At 65.7% G+C, this 18,350-nt stretch carries 12 protein-coding genes; 4 read left to right on the forward strand and 8 right to left on the reverse strand.

The window, feature by feature from the left end:
• Positions 1 to 189: 189 nt before the first annotated feature.
• Positions 190 to 1,506 (forward strand): Nramp family divalent metal transporter, encoded by a 1,317-nt coding sequence (locus E4O92_RS00955; protein ID WP_135187874.1) that lies wholly within the window; start codon positions 190 to 192, stop codon positions 1,504 to 1,506.
• A 54-nt stretch (positions 1,507 to 1,560) separates the two neighbouring features.
• Here E4O92_RS00955 and E4O92_RS00960 read toward each other — a convergent pair whose 3' ends face one another.
• From E4O92_RS00960 to E4O92_RS00995, 8 genes are all read right to left on the reverse strand, one after another.
• A complete protein-coding gene (locus E4O92_RS00960; protein WP_135187875.1) occupies positions 1,561 to 2,565 on the reverse strand; it encodes a manganese catalase family protein in 1,005 nt (334 codons plus the stop codon).
• 322 nt (positions 2,566 to 2,887) lie between these two features.
• Positions 2,888 to 4,108, reverse strand: a complete 1,221-nt coding sequence (locus E4O92_RS00965; protein WP_229482874.1) for an outer membrane beta-barrel protein — start codon at positions 4,106 to 4,108, stop codon at positions 2,888 to 2,890.
• An 82-nt stretch (positions 4,109 to 4,190) separates the two neighbouring features.
• Positions 4,191 to 4,820 (reverse strand): trimeric intracellular cation channel family protein, encoded by a 630-nt coding sequence (locus E4O92_RS00970; RefSeq protein ID WP_135187876.1) that lies wholly within the window; start codon positions 4,818 to 4,820, stop codon positions 4,191 to 4,193.
• Positions 4,821 to 4,842: 22 nt separating this feature from the next.
• A complete protein-coding gene (locus E4O92_RS00975; RefSeq protein ID WP_135187877.1) occupies positions 4,843 to 6,111 on the reverse strand; it encodes a M20 family metallopeptidase in 1,269 nt (422 codons plus the stop codon).
• Between the two features lie 103 nt (positions 6,112 to 6,214).
• A complete protein-coding gene (locus E4O92_RS00980) occupies positions 6,215 to 8,368 on the reverse strand; it encodes a TonB-dependent receptor plug domain-containing protein (RefSeq protein WP_229482876.1) in 2,154 nt (717 codons plus the stop codon).
• 154 nt (positions 8,369 to 8,522) lie between these two features.
• Complete coding sequence (locus E4O92_RS00985) at positions 8,523 to 11,351, reverse strand: M16 family metallopeptidase (protein WP_135187878.1); 2,829 nt, start codon at positions 11,349 to 11,351, stop codon at positions 8,523 to 8,525.
• Positions 11,352 to 11,379: 28 nt separating this feature from the next.
• Positions 11,380 to 12,276: a metallophosphoesterase family protein gene (locus E4O92_RS00990; RefSeq protein WP_135187879.1), complete on the reverse strand. Its 897-nt coding sequence runs from the start codon at positions 12,274 to 12,276 to the stop codon at positions 11,380 to 11,382.
• A 19-nt stretch (positions 12,277 to 12,295) separates the two neighbouring features.
• On the reverse strand, positions 12,296 to 12,778 hold the full coding sequence (locus E4O92_RS00995; RefSeq protein WP_135187880.1) for a CinA family protein: 483 nt from the start codon (positions 12,776 to 12,778) through the stop codon (positions 12,296 to 12,298).
• Between the two features lie 312 nt (positions 12,779 to 13,090).
• Here E4O92_RS00995 and E4O92_RS01000 point away from each other — a divergent pair, with 312 nt between their 5' ends.
• Genes E4O92_RS01000 through E4O92_RS01010 form a run of 3 tightly spaced genes read left to right on the forward strand, consistent with a single transcriptional unit; the run spans position 13,091 to position 18,272 of the window.
• On the forward strand, positions 13,091 to 13,678 hold the full coding sequence (locus tag E4O92_RS01000; RefSeq protein WP_135187881.1) for a TOL_0243 family YfiR-like periplasmic protein: 588 nt from the start codon (positions 13,091 to 13,093) through the stop codon (positions 13,676 to 13,678).
• The gene (locus E4O92_RS01005; protein ID WP_135187882.1) at positions 13,675 to 15,702 is read left to right on the forward strand and encodes a sensor histidine kinase, YfiR-like protein-associated; all 2,028 of its coding nucleotides are present in this window, start codon (positions 13,675 to 13,677) and stop codon (positions 15,700 to 15,702) included. The genes E4O92_RS01000 and E4O92_RS01005 overlap by 4 nt, the downstream gene beginning before the upstream one ends.
• Complete coding sequence (locus tag E4O92_RS01010; protein WP_135187883.1) at positions 15,699 to 18,272, forward strand: EAL domain-containing protein; 2,574 nt, start codon at positions 15,699 to 15,701, stop codon at positions 18,270 to 18,272. The genes E4O92_RS01005 and E4O92_RS01010 overlap by 4 nt, the downstream gene beginning before the upstream one ends.
• Positions 18,273 to 18,350 lie beyond the last annotated feature (78 nt).

The following is an 18,350-nucleotide window of genomic DNA, read 5'->3' on the forward strand; positions in this document are numbered from 1 at the left end:
GAACCCAGCTCGCAATGCAGTAACAATCGCTGTCCAACATTTCTGGGTCACTTCAGAAGGCGGGGGCCCATACTGACTATGGGTTCCCGCCTGGGCGGGAACGACGGCAACTGCAGGCGTACGCTTGAACCGCCAGGACCATCCTTTCGCCAGGCGCGTAGAATCGTCCGGCGACTCCTCGGATTTGCCATGCTCAAGCGACCTGCCTCCGGACCGTTCAGTCTGTCTGAGGTCGCCGGCACCGTTCCTGTCCCGGCGACGGCTCCTTTCTGGAAGAAAGTGATCGGCTACGCCGGGCCCGGCCTTCTGATATCCGTGGGGTACATGGATCCCGGCAACTGGGCGACGGCGATCCAGGGCGGCTCGCAGTTCGGCTACCGCTTACTCTTCGTGGTCGTGCTGTCGAGCCTGGCGGCGATCGTGCTGCAATGCTTGAGTATGCGGCTGGGCATCGTCACCGGTAAGAATCTTGCGGAACATTGCCGCGACCAGTATTCGGCGCGCACGAGCAAAGCCCTGTGGCTTGGTGCGGAATTGTCGATCATCGCCTGCGACCTGGCGGAGGTATTGGGCTGCGCGCTCGCGTTCAAGCTGTTGCTCGGCGTATCGCTGCCGGCCGGCGTGGCGCTCACAGCGCTCGACACGGTCATTGTGCTTGGGTTGAAAGGGAAGGGCTTCCGCCAGTTTGAAGCGATCGTGCTCGCGTTGATCGCCACCATCGGCATCTGCCTGTTCGTGGAATTGATATTCGTTCAGCCGGACTGGGCCGCAGTTGCGGCAGGCATCTTGCCATCCCGCGACGCGCTGTCTACCCGTGAGCCCCTTTACCTTGCCGTCGGCATTCTTGGTGCAACCGTCATGCCGCATAACCTTTATCTGCATTCATGGGTCGTGCAGACGCGGATCACGCGGCAGGAAGATGGCTGCCGCCCGCACGAAGCGATCGCCTTGTCACGTATCGACACCGTCGGCTCGCTGCTGGTGGCCCTGTTCATCAACGCCGCGATCCTGGTCCTCGCGGCGGCAGCTTTCCATAAGCCGGGTGGCGGCAATGTGATGGATATCGACCAGGCCTACTACCTGCTGGCGCCGATCGCCGGAACGACGCTGGCGGCAATCCTGTTCGGGCTGGCGCTGCTGGCGGCCGGGCAAAGCTCGACCTTTACCGGAACCATTGCCGGTCAGGTCATCATGGAAGGCTTCCTCAAACTCAAGATTCCTTGCTGGCAGCGCCGTGCGATCACCCGCGCGCTCGCGCTGGCCCCGGCCATGGCGGGTGTGCTGACACTTGGCGACCACGCGATCGGCACCATGCTGGTGGCAAGCCAGGTGGTACTGAGCTTGCAGCTACCGTTTGCGCTGTATCCCTTGATCAGTTTTACCGATCGGCGCGGCATCATGGGCCATTTTGCCAACCGCTGGTGGACCTCGGTGTCGGCGTGGGGAATGTTCGCGATTATTACAGCTGCGAATGTTTGGCTGGCGGTGCAGGTGATGCTGGGGTAGACCGCGCGACCCGCCCGGCAGGCAGGCCGCGCGAATTGTTCATTCAGGACGCCGCTACTCCTGCTTGCCGCTCGAGCCGCCCGGGCTGCCGCCCTGCGAACCTGCCGGGGAGGCGGCACCTGCGCCGCCCGCTCCCGTTTTGCCCGCCATCGCCGCTTCCGGCGCAGCGGCACCGGCACCAGACGTTGCCTGCCCACTGCCCAGTTCCGCACCGGTCATTGGCTGCGCCTGTGGGTTCGATTCGGTGCGCACTGCCATTTTCCTGAGCACGTCCAGCGCCGCGGTCGGCATCGTCACCGTGGCTTCGCCGCTGCCGCCGTCCACCGCCATTTGCTTGTCGCGGTCGGCCACGTAATTCCATTCCGGCCCCTGGTTCCACGAGCCGCGTACCTCGCCCGGCCCTTGGGACATGTCGAAGTAGATGTTGGTAAAGCGCGGATCGCCTGGCTGCTTGCCCGGGGGGAAGTTCGGTTCGATCGCATACAAGGCTTTTTCGAACGACTTCTGGTGGGCGATCTCGCGCGTCATCAAAAAGCCCAGCGCTTCCTTCAAGCCCGGATCGTCGGTCAGCGCGATCAGGCGCTCGTAGACGATCTTGGCGCGCGCCTCGGCGGCGATGTTCGAGCGCAGGTCGGCGGTCGGCTCGCCGATCGTGTCGACATAGGCTGCGGTCCACGGCACGCCGGCCGAGTTGGTCAGCGGTGTGCCGCCGCCGTACAGCACTTGGGTCACATGGCTGTCATTGCCGGCGCCGTGAATCTTGCGGTACAGCTCGGCCTCGGACAGCGCGGCTTCCGCCAGCTCGCCCTTGGCGCCCTTGTTAAGCATTGCCACGATGTGGCCGATCACTTCGAGGTGACTCAGCTCCTCGGTCGCAATGTCAAACAGCATGTCCTTGCGGCCCGGATCGTCTTCCGATACCGCCTGGGTGAAATAACGCATGGCGGCGGCCAGCTCGCCCTGCGGGCCGCCGAACTGCTCCAGCATCAGGTTCGCCAGCCCCGGGTTCGGCTCGCTGACCCGGACCGTGTACTGCAATCGCTTATTGTGCGCAAACATGTGGTGCTCCTCATCGGTTGTGCCGCCTGCTTGGGCGACCGAACAACGGCGCCCGGACAACAGGCGCTCATTCGTCGATTGACCGATTGACTGTGCGACCAATGCTTGGTTCATCTCAGCCAAGGGGAGTGCCCGAAAAGCTTGTGCAGCGCGTAGGGTGCACGGGGCCGCCGAGGCCTGTGCGCACGCGGTACGGTTGAATAGAGTTTGCGTTCGCGTGCGTAGCGGTGCAAACGGTGCGTCGTGGTGGCGCAGCCGCGAGCCCGCAAGCGATGACCGCGTGCGCACAGGTGCGCACCCTACGAACGCGCTTTCGGGGCTGCTAAAACAGCACCCCTAGCTCGATCAGGCCGCGCACTTGCGAGCCCTTGTTGCCGTCCGCGCCGAAGGCCGCGCCCGGAGTGGTGTCGCTCGCGCCAACATACGAAAGCTCGCCGCGCACGAAGTAGTTCTGGTACTGGTACGTGGGCGTGACTGTGAGCGACCATGCCGCGCTGCCGGGGCCATACAGCAAATTGGGCGCGCCGCTGGCGATGCTGCCCGTCGAGTTGATGTATTCCAGCCGCCCGGCAAGTTTGAAGCCCGGCGTGCGCACCGCCGCGGGAACGTCCCCGGAACCGAAGTCATAGCTCACCAGCAGCGCCGCCCCGTACGTCGATGCGGAATCCCTGGCGCCGAACTGTTCGAGCCTGGGCACGTGGGTGTATTGCAGGTACGGCTGGAGGACCCACGGCCCCTCGGTGTGCGTGTAGATCAGGTTGTAGATCTGCTGGTTGTTCTGGAACAGCGGTGTCCGGGTTGACGACACGCCGGTGTGGGAGGTGTTGCCGCCGCCCACGAAAGCCAGGGTGTTGGATTTGTCGAACGCATAGCTGGCCGACCCCGTGATCCAGCTGAGATGACCTGAGTAGAAGCCATCGTTCACCGAAAAGGCGAGCGACAGCGGCCCTTGCGCGTAATTCACCTGCACGCCCCGGTTCACCGCGTTCTCCTGGTTCCAGAGCAGGCCGCGCTCGACGTTCATGTTCTGGTATGTGAACGTGGTCTCCGCGCCGATCACGGTTGGCAGTTTGCCGACCATCACCGAAAAATTCTCGTTGGGGGCGATTTTCAGATAGCCCTGGGGGATCGGGGTATAGAACGCCGGCGTGGCATCACCGGCGGGGAGGTAAGGCGTACCGAGCGCCGGGAGCGAATAGTAGCCAAACTGGAGGAAGAACTGGATCAGGCCGTCCGGCTTGTTGAGGAACACCTGGCCATTGTTGATGTCGAAGCGCCACCTGTGGTCAGCCGGCAGGTGGTTGCTTTGCAGCTGCGCGAAGCCGCTCAGCACGCCGGTCGCGTATATGGGGCCGACTTCGCCCACGTTGAAGCGTGCGGGCTTGGGGTTGGGGGTTAGCGTCGCAAGCGGCGGCTGCAGCGCCGGCGGCGGATCCGCGCCGGGAGCCTGGTCCTGGGCCCACGCGGTAACAGGCGTGCTGATCCATGCACTCGCCAATGCAAGCCCGAGGCAGGCGGAGATATTTCTGTAGCGTCCTTTCACGGCGTTCTCCCAGGTTGAGCTGCGACCAAACTGCTGACCGCTCAATTGTGGACGCGATCGGACGAGCACAAAGGCTGCCGCATCAGGACTTTGTGTCGTCGCGTGGCCAAGCCGTGGGCAGATGCCAGCCGTAATGGATCGCCATGAAGCGCAGGGCGAAACAAAGGCCGCCGCCGACAATCGTGGTTGCAATCGGCGAAACGTGCAGCACCCGGCCGACGACGACGACGATGGCGCCGGCAAGCGCCGCCAATGCATACAGGTCGGCGCGCAAGACGATCGGAATCTCGGCGACCAGCACGTCGCGCAGCATGCCGCCGCCGATTCCGGTCAACATGCCAAGCAGCGGCGCCATCACCGGGGTGAGCCCGTGGACCAGCGCTTTTTCGGTACCCGCCACGGCAAAAAACGCCAGGCCGACGGCATCGAACCACAGCACCTCGTTGCTGAACCGATCGGTGACCGGATACCAGAAGAAGGTGATCAGGCCGGCCAGAACGGAGACGGCAATGTATTTCCAATCGGCGATCGCCGCCGGCGGCACCGCGCCGATCAGCACGTCGCGGGTAATGCCGCCCACATTGCCTGCCGCGAAAGACAGCACCAGCACGCCGAAGATATCGAGCCGGTGCTTGACGGCGGTTATCGCGCCGCTGATCGCGAAGACGAACGTGCCTCCAAGGTCAAGGACGGCCAGCAGGATATGCAGCATAAGCCCGCTCTGAAACGAGCTCTTATGCCGACAGCCAGGCCCGCGCGGCAACCACCAGGGTCTCCACGCCAGTCTCCAGGGTGGGATGGATGACAGGCAGGAAACGCGGGTTGTGGTTGGTCGGGATTTCGTTAATCCGGTTCTCCGCCTTCGCCTTGGCGTAGATGCCAGGGTCGGTCCCGCCGACGAACCAGAAGACCGATGGCGCCTGCCATTCTGTCCCGAACGACCCGAAGTCCTCGCTCGCCGATGCCGGTCCGGTTTCCCGGATGCGGTCGGCAGGAAAGTGCCGCCGGAACGCATCGCGTACGCGCGAGGCCGCCGCCGCGTCATTGGTTACCAACGGATAGCGGTCCAGCGGTGTGATCTCCGGTGGCTTTAATGCGCCCGAGGCCGCCGCTTCGGCGTTGGCGATGCGCGTGACCGCATCGAGCACGCGCTTGCGCACGCCCTCATCAAAGGTGCGCACATTGAGCTTGATGACCGCCTCGTCCGGAATCACGTTTTCCTTGGTGCCGGCCTGCAGCGAGCCGACCGTCACCACGGCCGCCTCCGTGGGCCCGACCTCGCGGGAGACGATGGTCTGCAGCCGCAGCACCGTCGCCGCCGCCATCACGACGGGGTCGATGCTGGCCTGCGGCATCGAGCCGTGCGCGCCGCGCCCGAACAGGCGGATCTGCAGGCTGTCGGCTGCGGACGTGATGACCCCGCTGCGGCTGCCGATGGTGCCGGCCGGGCCGACCATCACATGCTGGCCGAGCACCGCGTCCGGCTTGGGAAAGCGCTTGAGCAACCCGTCATCGATCATCGCGCGGGCGCCCTCGGCCGTTTCTTCGCCGGGCTGGAACACCGCCATGAGCGTGCCGTGCCAATCGGCGCGGTTCTGCGCCAGCGCGGTGGCCGCACCGGCCAGCCAGGTCACATGCATGTCGTGGCCACACGCATGCATGACCGGGACGACGTTTCCCTCACGGTCGGTGGCCCTGACGTGGCTCGCGTACGGCACGCCGGTCGCTTCCTCGACCGGCAGTGCATCCATGTCGGCACGCAGCATTACCGTGGGGCCGTCACCATTGCGCAGCAGGCCGACCACACCCGTCTTGCCGACCCCGGTCGTTACCTCGTAGCCGGCCGCGCGCAACCGGTCAGCCGCCAGTCCCGCCGTTCGGGTTTCTTGCATGGACAGTTCCGGGTGGGAGTGTATGTCGGTGTACAGCTTTTCCAGATCTGGCAGCAGGGCGCTGAGATTGCCCGGCAACGAATCGGACGGATTCGCCTGCGTCGTGTTCATGGTCGTTCATCTCCATGTCGCTCTGTTTTTCGAGAGGGAGGCAGGGCGAAAAGTTCAGAGTGAAATGAATTCCGACAATGAAAGGCAGATCAAGAGATTTTTTTTAAAGCCTTGTTTCATATTGGAGCCGCACAGCAAGATGACGGGGATTGTTGAAAAGGCGCGTACTGGCGGTGGTGCCATCGTCATACACCTGGCCGTTGTGCCGGGGCCTGTGCAGCAGGTTTGCAAAGCCAAGGCGCCACTGGCCATCTCCCGCCTGCCAGGCCGCATAGGCTTCCAGTTCGCGCAAGACGCCGCTGGCCTCGGTCAGGGCCTGGGCGGTTCGCGCCCGATAGCCGCCGACCATGTGCAGGTTGGCGCCTGAACTCATGCCGGAGGCCATGCGCATATCGGCGCCCAGGTTGAGAGTAAGCGGGGCCTGCGCGGCCAAGCGGTTGTCCGGGCCAGAAATGCCATCCAGGCGTGACCAATTGCGCCCGAGATTGGCGCGCAGATCAAAGGTCGGCCAGCCGGGGTGTAATGCCGGTATCGGCGCCCTGGCGTCGAGCTCGATTCCTTGTACGCTGGCGCTGCCGCCGTTGGCCGGCATGCTGACCCAGACGCCGTTTTCCTGCCACACCTGTAGCAGCATCACGTCGCGGATCCGGCGCGCATACGCCGACACGCTCAGCATCGCGTCGTGCGCGAAATAGGATTCCAGTGCAGCGTCCAGGCCCCATGCCAGTTCCGGGCGCAGCAGTGGATTGCCTTGGTAGTCGGGGCTGGCCGGGCCGTTGTCATTATTGACTGTGTACCTGCGCGGCACCAGGTCGCGCGGCAGCGGTGCCTTGTAGGTACGCGCCAGTGATACACGCAGCTGATTGCGGCTGCTGTCGGGGAGTTTCCATACCGCCTGGGCCACCGGGCTCCAGACGCGCGACATCGTGGATGCGCCGCTAAAATCGCGCCCATTGGTGCGCGTATCAAGCCCTTCCCAGCGCAATCCGAGGTAGGCTTGCAGGCGTTCGCTCAGGGCCCACTCGTCCTGCGCAAACAGGGCCACCCGCCCGACTGTCGCGCTGTAGTCCTGATCCAGGGTGTGGAAGGGAAGAGCGCCAGATCCGGCCGGACCCGTGTCGCGCTGCAGGCGTGACTCGCTGCGACGCGTGGCCGCCGCATCCCAGCCAACCGCGATGTCGTGCCCATGCGCCAGCGGTGCCACGTACTTGCCGCTCGTGTTAACACGCCGCTCGAAAGCCCCGGATTGCACGGCACGGTTTAGCCACAGTGTTCCGGCCGCATCGATACCATGGAAAAGGTAATCGCCGTCGCGTCCGCTTGCCTCGAACCCGGCCTTGGCCGTCAAGCGGCTGGAATCGACACGATGGGTCCAGGTCAGGTCGGACTTCACGATCCAGGTATCGTACACGGCGCGCCAATCGGAATCAGGCGATGCGGTAGTCCGCCCCTGCAAGGTCGTTTCCTGCTGCGCGCCGCGTGAATCCGTGCGCGACAGGTCGACCAGGCCTTGCCAGGCCAGCGTATCTCCTCCGTCCAGCTTGAGGTCGATGCGCGGCGCAAGGCTCAATTTGCGCATGCGGTTATCGTCCTGTTCGTCGAAGCGGCGGATTGACGTGCCTTCGGCATCACTGAAGCGCTCGTCGATCGTCGGCTGTTCACGCCGCCGGCTTTCGTTGACGGTGGCGGTGAGGGCATAGGCAGCCGCGCCGGTTTGCCGCGTCCACCGCAAGGTGGCGGCCGGACTGAACGCGTCAGACTCCTGCTCGCCAGCCAGCTTGAGCGTCCGGCGCGCCGCACCGGAGGCCTTTCTCATGATGATGTTGATCGAACCAGCCACTGCCTGCGCGCTGGCATCCGCCTGAGCGCTGCGCTGGATTTCGATGCGTTCGATCAGGTCGGGCGAAAGCATGTCGATCGTGAACCCGATCGGCGCCGGTTCTCCGTCGATCAGGATCTGTGTGTATCCATTGCCCAGGCCACGCATGCGGATCTGGTTCCCGGAGATGCTCAGTCCCGGCTGGCGCTTGAGGGCACCGGACAAGGTGGTATCGCCGAATCGCTGCAGTTCCTCGCGTCCAACCACGATGCGCCCAAGCACGTCATCGCGGCGCTGCTGGACCGCCCCCGGCCCCCTGACCTGAACCTGCTGGATATTCCCCGCGCCGCTCTCATCCTGATTGCTTTGCTGTGCTTTGGCTTCGAGGCCGAATATGGAAAAGGGGATGCACAGCGCGAGCAACGAGCGACGATTCATGAAGGCTAGGTTGAAATGGGGTGGAAAAAGACGGTGCAAGGGCCGCTAGCATATCAAGCCAACATATTCGGAAAATGCGCGGATTGTCACTAAACGCAGTATTAACGGATTACGGCATCGTCGATGCACCGCGGGCGCGCGGCAGTGTCCCTGCTCACTTGCCGGGCGTCTCGATCGGCTGTCCGTCCGTGTCGCGCAGCTCGGTTGGACCAAGCTTGAGCGCATCGAGCTGCGGCGCGATCTTTTTGCGCTCGCCCACCGCGACCACGATCATCCGCTCCGGCACCAGGTATTGGCGCGCCACCGCCTGCACCTGCTGCGCGGTGACTTTCGAGAACTGGGCCGGCAAGCGCGCGTAGTAGTCGGGCGGCAGGTCGAACACGTAGAGCTCGGCCAGGCTGGCGCCGATGTCGCTGTTGGTCTCGAAACGGCCGGGCAGCGACAGCACCTGCGAATTGCGGGCGCCGGCCAGCTCATGCGGCGGCAGCGGCTGGTCGCGCATCCGTCGTACCTCTTTGAAAATCTCGGACACCGACGCGCCGGTCACGTCGGTGCGCACGCTGCCCGCGATGACGAACGGACCCGGTGTGCGGTCGTAGCGAAACGCGGAGAACACGCCGTAGCTGTAGCCCTTGTCCTCGCGCAGGTTGTTGTTGATGCGGCTCGAGAACAGCCCGCCGAGCGACGCGTTCATCACTTCCAGCGCCGGGTAGTCGGGCGTATTGCGCTGTGCGCCGACGGCGATCACGCGCAGCGCGGTTTGCGGGGTGTCGGGCTTGTCGACCAGGACCACGCGCGCCTTGGTGGTGTCCGGATCGCCCGGCCTGGCGGGGCCGCCGGCCGCCTGCGGCCAGCCGAGAAAGCGCGCCTCGGCCAGCGTCTTGAGCTCGTCGCGCGATATGTCGCCCGCCACCACCAGCGCCGCGTTCCCCGGCAGGTAATGGCGCTGCCAGAAGTCGTGCAGGTCGTTGCGTGTGGTGTCGCGGATCGCCTTTTCTGTGCCGAGCTGCGCGTAGCCGTACGGATGCGAGGGGCCATACAGCGCAGCCACGGCGGCCACTGCCGCCACCGCTTCGGGCGAGTCGCGCTGGCCGACCAGGTCTCCCAGCCGGCTGGCGCGCTGGCGCTCCACTTCGGCGTTCGGAAACGCCGGATGCTGGACCACGTCGGCCAGCACGTCGAGCGCTTGCGGGAAGTTCGATTTGAGCGACAGCACCGAGGCGATCGAGGCGTTCGGCGTGCTGGTGGTGTCGAGAAAGGCGCCAAGCTGCGCGATATCGTCGGCGATCTGCGGTGCGCTGCGCGTGACTGTCCCTTCCTGCAGCATCTGCGCGGTAAAGCCGGCCAGGCCCGGAGTGTCAAGCGGGTTGGCGTCCGAACCGCTGCCCACCACCAGCTGTGCCGACACCAGCGGCAGCGTGCTGTTGTAGTAGTGGATCACGGTCAGCCCGTTCGCCAGCACGAAGCGCTCGCCCTGCGGCAGCGCATACTTGGGCGGCGGACCGGCCTTGGGCGGCTTGCTGCGCCACGGCTCGTTGCGGTTCACGCCCGGCGCCTTGCCCGGCGCGCTCTCGGGCGGCGGCGGTGCGGGCACCTCGGCCACCAGGTTCGGCGTGCCCGGCATGGCGATCACCACCGCGCGCTGCTGCGCCTGCAGCCAGGTGCGCGCGGCGCGCTGCACGTCGGCGGCGGTCACCCGGCGCAGCCGCGCAATGTCCTTCGGCAGGTAGCCCGGGTCGCCGGTGTACTGGTTGTAGCGGTTGATCTGGTTGGCGAGGCCATTGTCGCCCAGCTTTTCGATCGAGGTGAGCATCGCGGTTTCGATGGTGTTCCTGGCGCGTTCCACTTCGCGCTCCGACGGACCGGACTCGCGCAGCGCGGCCAGTTCGGCGTCGACCGCCTCTTCGATCTCCTGCGGCGTGCGTCCGGCACGCGCCGTCACGTCGAGCGTGAAGGTGGAGGCCAGCGCATACGAATTTTGCTCGGCGTTGGCGTCCTGGGCGATCTGGCGTTCGTAGACCAGCGACTTGTACAGCCGGCTCGACTTGCCGCCCGCGAGAATCTGGGCCGTCACCGCCATCTCGGCGTCGCCCGGCTGGAACGCCGGCGGCGTGAGCCAGCCCATGAACACGCGCGGCAGCTCGACGCGATCCGGCACCACCACCCGGCGCTCGCGCGTGATCGGCGGCGTCGCCACGGCCGGCCGCACTACGGGCGGGCCGCGGCGCAGGCTGCCGAAGTATTTTTTGACGAGCGCACGTGTCCTGGCCTTGTCGATGTCGCCCGCGATCACGATGCTGGCGTTGTCCGGGCTGTAGTAGCGGATGAAGAAGTTGCGCACGTCTTCGAGCTTCGCGCCCTGGATGTCCGCGTGCGAGCCGATCACCGCCGCGTGGTATGGGTGGCCCTTCGGGAACAGCGTGTGCGTCAGCGTCTCCTCGGCGATGCCGTAGGGCCGGTTCTCGACGTTCTGGCGGCGTTCGTTGCGCACCACGTCCTGCTGGTTCGACAGCGCGCCCTGGTCCAGCACGTCGAGCAGGTAGCCCATGCGGTCGGCATGCACCCACAGGGCCAGCTCGAGCTGGTTGGATGGCACCGTGTCGTAGTAGTTGGTGCGGTCGAAGTCGGTGCTGCCATTGCTGTCGGTGGCGCCGGCGCCTTCCAGCAGCCGGTCGGCCAGCCCGCGCGGCAGGTGGCGGCTGCCGGCGAACATCATGTGCTCGAACAGGTGGGCAAAGCCGGTCAGCCCGGGCGCCTCGTTGGCCGGTCCCACGTGGTACCAGATGTTCACCGCCACGATCGGCAGCCGGTGGTCCTCGACCAGGATCACTTCCAGCCCGTTGGGAAGCGTGATTTTCTCGTACGCGATGCTGGGCACCGCGGATTGGGCCGCAGGCGGCACGCCGGCCGCGGGGTGATTCGAGACAAAGCCGCACAGCGCGGCGAAGACCAGACAGACGGCAAGCAGGAAACGGTGTTTCATGTCGCTCTCCGGTTCGATGTTCGGATTGTCAGTGGCAGCTGGCCTTGCCGTGGTCGGGCTGTGCCCCGGCCGGGCGCTGGCCGGCCGGCACATACTGCCATTCGTAGCCGTCGTCCAGCAGGGTCAGGCGCAGCACGCCGAAGCCGGTGGCGTCGCGCACCTCGCTGTTGGCGATGGCCCACTTGAAGGGCGTCGGGAAGGCGCCGCCGGTGCCGACCACGAACTGGCGGATTCCCTGCTCTCCGTCGAAGCTGCCCTTGGCGTCCTGCGGGGCGAAGCGTTCGTACACATGGTCGTGCCCGGACAGGACGATCTCGGCGCCAAAGCGGTACAGCAGGTCCCACGCCGCGCGCATCGTGGGAATGCTGCCGTGCCATCCTGAACTGAACAGCGGGTGGTGCCAGTACGCGAGCGTGCAGCGCGCGGGGTGAAGTTCCAGGTCCTCGCGCAGCCAGGCCAGCTGGGCCGCATGTTCAAGCGGGCCCAGGTTGCTGTTCAGTGAGACCACGTGCCAGCTGCCCAGTTCGAAGCTGTAGTAGCCCTTGCCGGCGCGCGCGCCGAAATAGGCGAAGTAGGGCGCGGCCTTGGGCGTGTAGTATTCATGATTGCCGGGCGCGGGCCAGGTGCGCTCCTTGAAGCGGCCCCAGGTCGGCTCGTAGCAGTTGGCAAATTCGCTGGCCGCACCGACCGGATAGGTTGAATCGCCCAGCGTCAGCACCACAGCGCCCGGATCGGCCGCCAGGCCGCCGGCGACGATCGCGGCGGTATCGGAGGCGCCGGCAAAGCGCGCGTCCGGATGCTGGCAGCGGGCGATGTCGCCGGCCGCATAAATAGTAACCGGCGCGGTCACCGGTTCGGCCGCGTGCGCCCACGCGCCGGCGGCGCACAGGGCGGCCGCGAGCGCGCACCGGCAACGGCAAGACATCGGGTTTGGCGTGCTTCGCTTATTCGATAAAGCGCAGCAGGCCCTGCAGTGCGTGCGCGACCGTCTGCTCGCGCACCGCCTTGCGGTCGCCCGCGAACACCAGGCGTTCGGTGTGGGTGGTATCGCCGCGCGCCCAGCCAAAGCAGACCGTGCCGACCGGCTTGCCCGGCACCGCGCCGCTCGGGCCGGCAATGCCGGTGGTCGAGATCGTGACGTCGGCCACGCTGTTGGCCAGCGCCCCTTCGGCCATGGCGGCCGCGACTTCTTCGCTGACCGAGCCGAACTGCGCGATCAACGCCGCCGACACGTCCAGCATCTCGGCTTTGGAAGCATTCGAATAGGTCACGAAGCCGCATTCGAACCAGCCGGTGGAGCCAGCAATTTCCGTGACCGCCTGCGCGACCCCGCCCCCGGTGCATGATTCGGCAGTGGCAAGGACCAGGCCTTTCGCTTCCAGCGCCCGGCCAACTTTGGCGGCAAGATCGAGTATGTCATTCGTCACGTGGGGCTCCTTTCTTGTGCTTCGATTGTGATACGGCCACTACCGGCCAGCGTTTCTACTCTGGCAGCTTATCCATGTTCGTGCAAGTGTTACTTGGCGGCGTGCCCTGCTCTAGCGCAACGTTACTGTGCGGGTCTATCCAAAAGACATGAGAACGAGTACATTGAATTGAGCCAAATCAGTAGTTGTGCGGATTTCCGTGTTCGTTTCGTGCGCCTTCACGGTCGCGCTTGCTGCTATCCTGCTGGCATCTCCAGTTTGCTTTTTTCTTTTCATTAACGAAGGACGACTCATGCCGCTCGATCGTATCCAATGGGACAGCAAGGAGCCGTCGCGGCTGTGATGGTGCCGGGCGTGCGTACGATCTTGCCCCTGCGCGCTCTCGCGCTGTGCCTGTGCCTGGTCGCAAGCGCTGCCGGCGCGCAGCCGGAGGTTGGCGAGCTGCAACTCAAGGCCGCCTACCTGTACCGCTTTGCCAGCTTCGTACAGTGGCCGGAAAGGGCGTTCGCGACCTCTGACAGCCCGTTCCTGATCGGCGTGGCCGGCGACGACGAACTGGCGGACGAGGCCAGGCAGGTGGTTGCCGGGCGCGGCATCGACGGCCATCCGTTCGAGGTGCGCCGGGTGCAGCGCGGCGACTCGCTGGACGATCTGCACATCCTGTTTCTCGGCGCCCTGGACCGGAGCGCGCTGGCCGAGCTGTTAAATAGCGCGCGCAGCCTGGCGTTGCTCACTGTGTCCGACTCGCCCCACGCAGTTGAACTGGGCAGCATGATCCGTTTCGTGGCCGCGCGCGAGCGCTTGCGCTTCGAGGTCGCGCTGGCCCAGGTGGAGCCGGCTGGCCTGCGCATCAGCGCGCGCATGCTGGCCACTGCCGCCAACGTCACGGGGACGCCATGATCCGGCTGCGCTCGATCCGCAAGAAGCTGGTCGCGGTCGTGATGTCGACCACGCTGGCCGCGCTGCTGGTCTCGGTCGGCACCGTGATCATCTACGACCTGCGCAGCTACCGGCACGTGCTGATCAACGATCTGGAGACCCAGGCCGAGCTGCTCGGCCACATGACCTCGGCCGCGTTGACCTTCAACGACGCGAACCTGGCGCGCGAGAACCTGGCGCTGCTCAAGAGCCGCCCCAACGTGCGCGCGGCGGCCATCTACAACGCGAACCGCAAGCTGTTCGCGTCCTACCTGGCGCCGGGCGCGGCTGTCGATTTTCCCGAGATCCCGGTTGAGGGCAAGGCGCGCAAGGAGGACGGCGACCTGATCGTGTTCCACCGCATCGTGGAAAAGGGCGAGGTCCTCGGCTTCGTCTACCTGCGCGCCGAGAATGCGCTGCTGGCGCGCACGTTCGACTATTTCGGCATCGCGGCCGGCGTTACGCTGCTGGCGCTCTTCATCGCCTGGCTGCTGGTGCGGCGGCTGGGCGGCGTGATCACCGTGCCGATCGTCGACATCACGCGCATCGCGCACGAGGTGGTCGCCACGCGCGACTATTCGCGCCGCGCGCATCGCAACAGCAACGACGAGGCGGCCGAACTGGTCGACTCGTTCAACGCAATGCTCACCGAGATCGAGCAGCGCACGCGCGAACTGGAAGACTCGAACCGCGAGATCGCACGCGAGGCCCAGCGCAGGAGCGAGGTCCAGCAGCAGGTGATGCGCATGAACGAGCAGCTCGAGCAGCGTGTCGAGGAGCGCACCCGCCAGCTGGCGCTGGCCAACGCCGAACTGGGCGAGGCGATCGCCGAGGCCAGGAGCGCCAACCAGGCCAAGTCGGCCTTCCTGTCGTCGATGAGCCACGAGCTGCGCACACCGCTCAACGCCATCCTCGGTTTCGCCCAGGTCCTCACTTCCGACTCGCTGCCCACTACCGCCGAGCAGAAGAAGGAGTTCGCCAATCACATCCTCAAGTCCGGCCGCCACCTGCTCACGCTGATCAACGAGATCCTCGACCTGGCCAAGGTTGAATCGGGCGCGGTGTCGCTGTCGATGGAGCCGGTGGCGCTGCACGACATGCTCGCCGAGTGCCGCAGCATGATCGAGCCGCTGGCCTTTGAGCGCGGTATCCGGGTGCTGTTCCCGGACAACGCGAATGCCGTCGTGATGGCCGACCGCACCCGCCTGAAGCAGGTGCTGCTCAACCTGCTGTCCAACGCCATCAAGTACAACCGCGAGAGCGGCGCGGTGGTGCTGGCCTGCAGCTCCGACACGCCCGAACGGTTGCGCCTGTCGGTGCAGGACACCGGCTTCGGCCTGCGGCCGGACCAGGTCAACGCGCTGTTCCAGCCGTTCAACCGGCTCGGGCAGGAGGGCGGCAGCGAGGAAGGCACCGGCATCGGGCTGGTGGTGACCAAGCGCCTGGTCGAGCTGATGGGCGGCACCATCGGCGTCACCAGCAGCCCGGGCGTGGGCAGCGTGTTCTGGATCGAGCTGCAGGCGACCACGCCGCACGCGATGCCGGCCGAGCGCACGGCGCCGGTACTCAGGCTGGCCAGCGGTGCGCCCGGCGGGCAGGCTCCGCGCCTGCTGCTTTACGTGGAGGACAATCCGGCCAACCTGAAGCTGGTCGAAGAGCTCGTGCGCCTGCGTCCCGACCTGCGCCTCTTGTGCGCCCCCGATGGCCCGCGCGGGCTGGCGCTGGCCAGGTCCCATCTGCCCGACATCATCCTGATGGACCTGAATTTGCCGGGGATGAGCGGCACCGAGGTGCTCAAGGAACTGCGGCGCGATCCGCGCACAGCAGACATTCCGGTGCTGGCGCTGACCGCCAACGCCATGCCGCGCGATATCGAGCGTGGCCTTGCGGCCGGCTTTGATCGCTACCTGACCAAGCCGATCGAGATCGACAAGTTCACCGAGGCGATCGACAGCGTGCTGGCGCAGCCGGCCGATCACCATGCAATTGAAAGGTCAGGATCATGATTTCGCCGGCCGATATCCGCCGCGCCCGCATCTTGGTGGTCGACGACCAGCAGGTCAACGTGCAACTGCTCGAATACCTGCTCAAGACCACCGGCTACGAGAACGTCTCCAGCACTACCGATCCGCGCCAGGTGGCGAGCCTGCACGAGCAGCACCGCTTCGACCTGATCATCCTCGACCTGCATATGCCGGGGATGGACGGTTTCCAGGTAATGGAGGCGATCAGGCCGATCGAGAGCGGAGCCTGGATGCCGGTGCTGGTGGTGACCGCGGAACCGGACAAGAAGCTGGCCGCGCTGGAAGCGGGCGCGCGCGACTTCATCAGCAAGCCGTTCGACACGGTCGAGGTACTCACCCGCATCCGCAACCTGCTCGAGGTGCGCCTGCTGCACCGCGAGTCGAACGAATACGGCGCGCGTATGGAACGCAAGGTGCACGAGCGCACCGCGGAGCTGCAGCGTTTTCGCGGCGCGATGGACGCGACCCTGGACGCCATCTTCCTGATCGACACGCGCACGATGACGATAGTCGACGTGAACGACGGCGCCTGCCGCATGCTCGGTTTCTCGCGCGAGGCACTGCTGCGGATCGACCCGGTGGCGCTGGGGCTGGCCACGCGCGAGCAGCTCGAGCGGCACCTGGCCACCGACGCTGCCGCTCACGAGTCGGACATCGCCGAGACCGAGCTGCTGCGCGCCGACGGGCAGGGCTCGGTGCCGGTGGAGATCGGCTGGCAGATGCAGGCGGGAGGCGGCGGGCGCATGCTGATCGCGGTGGCGCGCGACATCAGCGAGCGCCGGCAAGCCGAGATACGCATGAAGCACATGGCCAGCTACGATGCGCTCACTGGCCTGCCGAACCGCACGCTGTTCTTCCAGAACCTGCGCGACGCGATCGAGCTGGCGCGGGACAAGAACTGGGCCATCGCCGTGCTGTTGATTTCGCTCGACCGCTTCAAGATGATCAACGACACGCTGGGAACCACGCTGGGCGACGAGCTGCTGCGCCAGTTCAGCAACCGGCTGGTGCGCTGCGTGCGGCTGCGAGACACCGTTGGACGGCTGGGCGGCGACGAGTTCGCGCTGATCCTGACCATGAGCCGCGACCAGCAGGAAGCGGTGAACGTGGCCAACGAGGTGCGCGAGGCGCTGCGCGTGCCGTTCGACCTGCACGGCAGGAAGGCCGCCCTGACTGCCAGCATCGGCATCTCGATGTATCCCGACGACGCCACCGATCCCGGCACGCTGGTCAAATACGCCGACACCGCCATGGTGCGCGCCAAGGAGGCGGGACGCGACGGCTACCGCTTCTTCACCGCCGGGATGAACGTGCAGGTGCTGGCGCGGCTGGACCTGGAGCTGGCGCTGCGCAGCGCGCTGGAAGGCGGCCAGTTCGAGCTGTACTACCAGCCCAAGCTGGAGCTCAACACTGGCCGCATCAGCGGGGTCGAGGCGCTCCTGCGCTGGCACCGTCCGGGCTTCGGCCTGGTCTACCCCGCCGAATTCGTGCCGGTGATGGAAGAGACCGGACTGGTGGTGCGCGTGGGCGAATGGATCATCGACGAGGCCTGCCGCCAGATCGCGGCCTGGAACGCGGGCGGGGTAAGCGACGTGCGGGTGGCGGTGAACGTATCGAGCCGCCAGTTCGTCGAGGGCGACCTGGAAGGCACGGTCCGGCGTTCGATCGAGCGCCACGGCATCGAACCGGGCCTGTTGGAGCTGGAACTGACCGAAAGCGTGCTGATGTCGAACTTCGAGCACACCAGCGAGGTGCTGGGCAGGCTCAAAGAGCTCGGCATCAAGATCGCGATCGACGATTTCGGCACCGGCTACTCGAGCCTCGCCTACCTCAAGCGCTTCCCGATCGACAAGCTCAAGATCGACGTCGCCTTCGTGCGCGACATCACCACTAACCCGGACGACGCGGCGATCGCGCTGGCGATCATCACGATGGCGCACAGCCTGCACATGCTGGTGATCGCGGAAGGCGTCGAGTCGCGCGCCCAGATGGCCTACCTGCGGCGCCACCGCTGCGACGAAATCCAGGGCTTCCATTTTTCGCGCGCGGTACCGGCGGAAAAAGTGGCCGCGCTGGTGAAGGACAACCGCGCGCGGCCGGACAAACCCGCGATCGACGACCGCAACGTGCAGACACTGCTGGTGGTGGATGACGACGTCAACGTGCTGGCCGCGCTGCACCGCCTGTTCAGGCGCGACAACTACCGGGTGCTGACGGCGGCCACGCCGGCCGAAGGCTTCGAGCTCTTGGCGCTGCACAACGTGCAGGTGATCCTGTGCGACCAGCGCATGCCGGCCATGAGCGGCACCGAATTCCTCAGCAAGATCAAGGAGATGTACCCGGATACGATTCGTATCATCCTGTCTGGTTACACTGGCGTGGACTCGGTGCTGGAGTCAATCAATCGTGGGGCGATCTACCGCTTTTACACCAAACCATGGGATGACAACGAATTGCGCGAGAATATTCGCAACGCGTTCCGCCACTACTGGCTGCAGCACGGGCCGTACGATGACCGCAAGGTGCCGCGTGAAGGGGATGTGCTGGCGTAGATCGAACTCTGACTACGCGCGCCTAAATTTCGTTACGTGAATACCAGCGTACGAACGATAGCCTTCGTAGGGTGCGCA

Origin of the sequence: Massilia horti (assembly GCF_004614195.1) — a bacterium.
GTDB classification, from domain to species: Bacteria; Pseudomonadota; Gammaproteobacteria; order Burkholderiales; family Burkholderiaceae_D; genus Telluria; species Telluria horti.